The following is a 2,610-nucleotide window of genomic DNA, read 5'->3' on the forward strand; positions in this document are numbered from 1 at the left end:
GGGGCTCTCGCGTGATCCCTGACGTGTTATGTGGATCACCGACGGGTCTCGCATGATCCCTCACGTGATTTCGTACGCAATGAAGAAGGCGCCCCGGCGTCGGTCCCCCCACGGGCCGACGTCCAGGGCGCCTTCCCAGTCCCGGTACGGATTCCCCCCACGGGATCCGGCCGGGCGTCTGTGAGGACAGCGCCTGAATCGCTGTTGAGCAGAACGGGCAAACTCGCCGTACTGCTGTGGTGTGCGCTCTGCCGGGACAGCGCACGCCCGGGAGGGCCGCTCAAAGCTTCCCGGCGTACGTGCCCCGGCAACGCATCTCCGGAGAAGTCCCCCAAGACATCTCCGGATGCCAGATGGCGCCCCCCAAGACGCTCCCTGACATCGTCAACTTAGACCTTCGAACCCCTTCGATGGTTACGTTCACATCACTGTGATCTGCGTCTCTTGCGCATGTCCGTTAGATGCGCAAGAGCCCGGATACGCCGACCGGGACCCAAGCGTAAGGATGATGCGCGAGCCTTGTGAAGAGCTTATGTGAGCCGGGCTCGGGACTCCAGAGGGGCTCAAATCGCGTTCGCCGTGAACTTGTGGGGAATTCGGGGCACTTCAGCGGAATGTCCGCAGTCGCAGACTGTTGGTGACGACGAAGACCGACGAGAACGCCATCGCCGCCCCCGCGATCATCGGGTTCAGCAGGCCCGCGGCGGCCAGCGGCAGCGCCGCCACGTTGTAGCCGAAGGCCCACCCGAGATTGCCCTTGATCGTGCCCAGGGTCCGGCGGGAGAGCCGGATCGCGTCCGCGGCCACCCGCAGATCGCCGCGGACCAGGGTCAGATCGCCCGCCTCGATCGCCGCGTCCGTGCCGGTGCCCATGGCCAGGCCCAGATCGGCGACGGCGAGCGCGGCCGCGTCGTTGACGCCGTCGCCCACCATCGCCACGACCCGCCCCTCGGCCTGCAGTCGCCGTACCGCGTCGACCTTGTCCTCGGGCAGGACCTCGGCCACCACCGTCTCGATCCCCACGGCCGCGGCCACCGTCTCGGCCACCGCGCGGTTGTCCCCGGTCAGCAGCACCGGCGTGAGCCCCAGGGCGCGCAGCTCGCGCACGGCCTCGGCGCTGGTCTCCTTGACCGCGTCCGCCACGGCCAGCACGGCCTGCGCCGTCCCGTCCCAGCCGGCCAGGACGGCCGTACGTCCGGCCCGCTCGGCCTCGTCCCGGGCGCGGGACAGCTCCGCCGGCACGTCGTCGAAGAGGCGCCCCACGGCGACGTCCCGGCCCTCCACGCGGCCGCGTACGCCCCGCCCGGGGACGTTCTCGAACCCTTCGACCTCCGGAAGCCGCCCGGCCCTCTCCTCGGCACCCAGCGCGATCGCACGGGCGACGGGATGCTCGGAGGCGTGCTCGACCGCACCGGCGAGCCGCAGCACCTCCTTCTCGTCGGTGCCCTCGGCGGCGTGGACCCCCTGCAGGGTCATCCGGCCGGTGGTGACCGTGCCGGTCTTGTCCAGGACGACGGTGTCGACGCGGCGCGTGGACTCCAGGACCTCCGGGCCCTTGATGAGGATGCCGAGCTGGGCGCCGCGGCCCGTGCCGACCATCAGCGCGGTCGGCGTGGCGAGGCCCAGCGCGCACGGGCAGGCGATGATCAGGACAGCGACGGCGGCGGTGAACGCGGCGACGCCGTCGCCCGTCAGCCCGAGCCATGCCGTTGCTGTGGCGACGGCGATCAGCAGCACCACCGGCACGAAGATCCCGGAGATCCGGTCGGCGAGCCGCTGCACCTCGGCCTTGCCCTTCTGTGCGTCCTCCACCAGCTTCGCCATCCGCGCGAGCCGGGTGTCGGCACCGACCCGGGTGGCCTCGACGACCAGCCGGCCACCGGCGTTGACCGTCGCGCCGGTGACCGCGTCCCCGGCCGCCACGTCCACCGGCACCGACTCGCCGGTCAGCATCGAGGCGTCCACGGCCGAGGCTCCCTCGACCACCGTGCCGTCGGTGGCGATCTTCTCGCCGGGCCGTACGACGAACCGGTCGCCGACGGTCAGCCGCTGCGCCGGGATCCGCACCTCGCGCCCGTCCCGCAGTACGGCCACGTCCTTGGCGCCCAGTTCCATCAGCGCCCTGAGCGCCGCTCCGGCACGGCGCTTGGAGCGGGCCTCCAGATAGCGGCCCAGCAGGATGAAGGCGGTGACGCCGGAGGCGACCTCCAGGTAGATCGAGGAGGCGCCGTCGCCGCGCGAGACCGTGAACTCGAACGGGTGCCGCATGCCCGGCATGCCCGCGTCACCGAGGAACAGCGCCCACAGGGACCAGCCGAACGCGGCCAGAGTGCCGAGGGAGACCAGAGTGTCCATGGTGGCGGCGCCGTGCCGGGCGTTCGTCCAGGCGGCCCGGTGGAAGGGCAGCCCGCCCCAGACGACGACCGGGGCGGCGAGGGTGAGCGAGAGCCACTGCCAGTTGTCGAACTGGAGCGCCGGGACCATCGCCAGGAGGATCACCGGTACGGCGAGGGCGGTTCCACTCCAGGCCATCGAGAAGCGCTGCCTTGGACAGGTTGGAACTCCCCACGTATGCCGTGTCGTATCCGCTCTTGCGGCGAAACAGCCACG

1 protein-coding gene is annotated in these 2,610 nt (G+C 71.1%); it reads right to left on the reverse strand.

The genetic code is table 11. The annotated features are described in order from the left end of the window. Positions 1 to 606: 606 nt before the first annotated feature. Positions 607 to 2,532 (reverse strand): copper-translocating P-type ATPase, encoded by a 1,926-nt coding sequence (locus tag ABZ281_RS45500; RefSeq protein WP_356664264.1) that lies wholly within the window; start codon positions 2,530 to 2,532, stop codon positions 607 to 609. Between the last annotated feature and the right edge of the window lie 78 nt (positions 2,533 to 2,610).

The organism is Streptomyces sp. NPDC006265, from assembly GCF_040613555.1.
GTDB lineage: Bacteria > Actinomycetota > Actinomycetes > Streptomycetales > Streptomycetaceae > Streptomyces.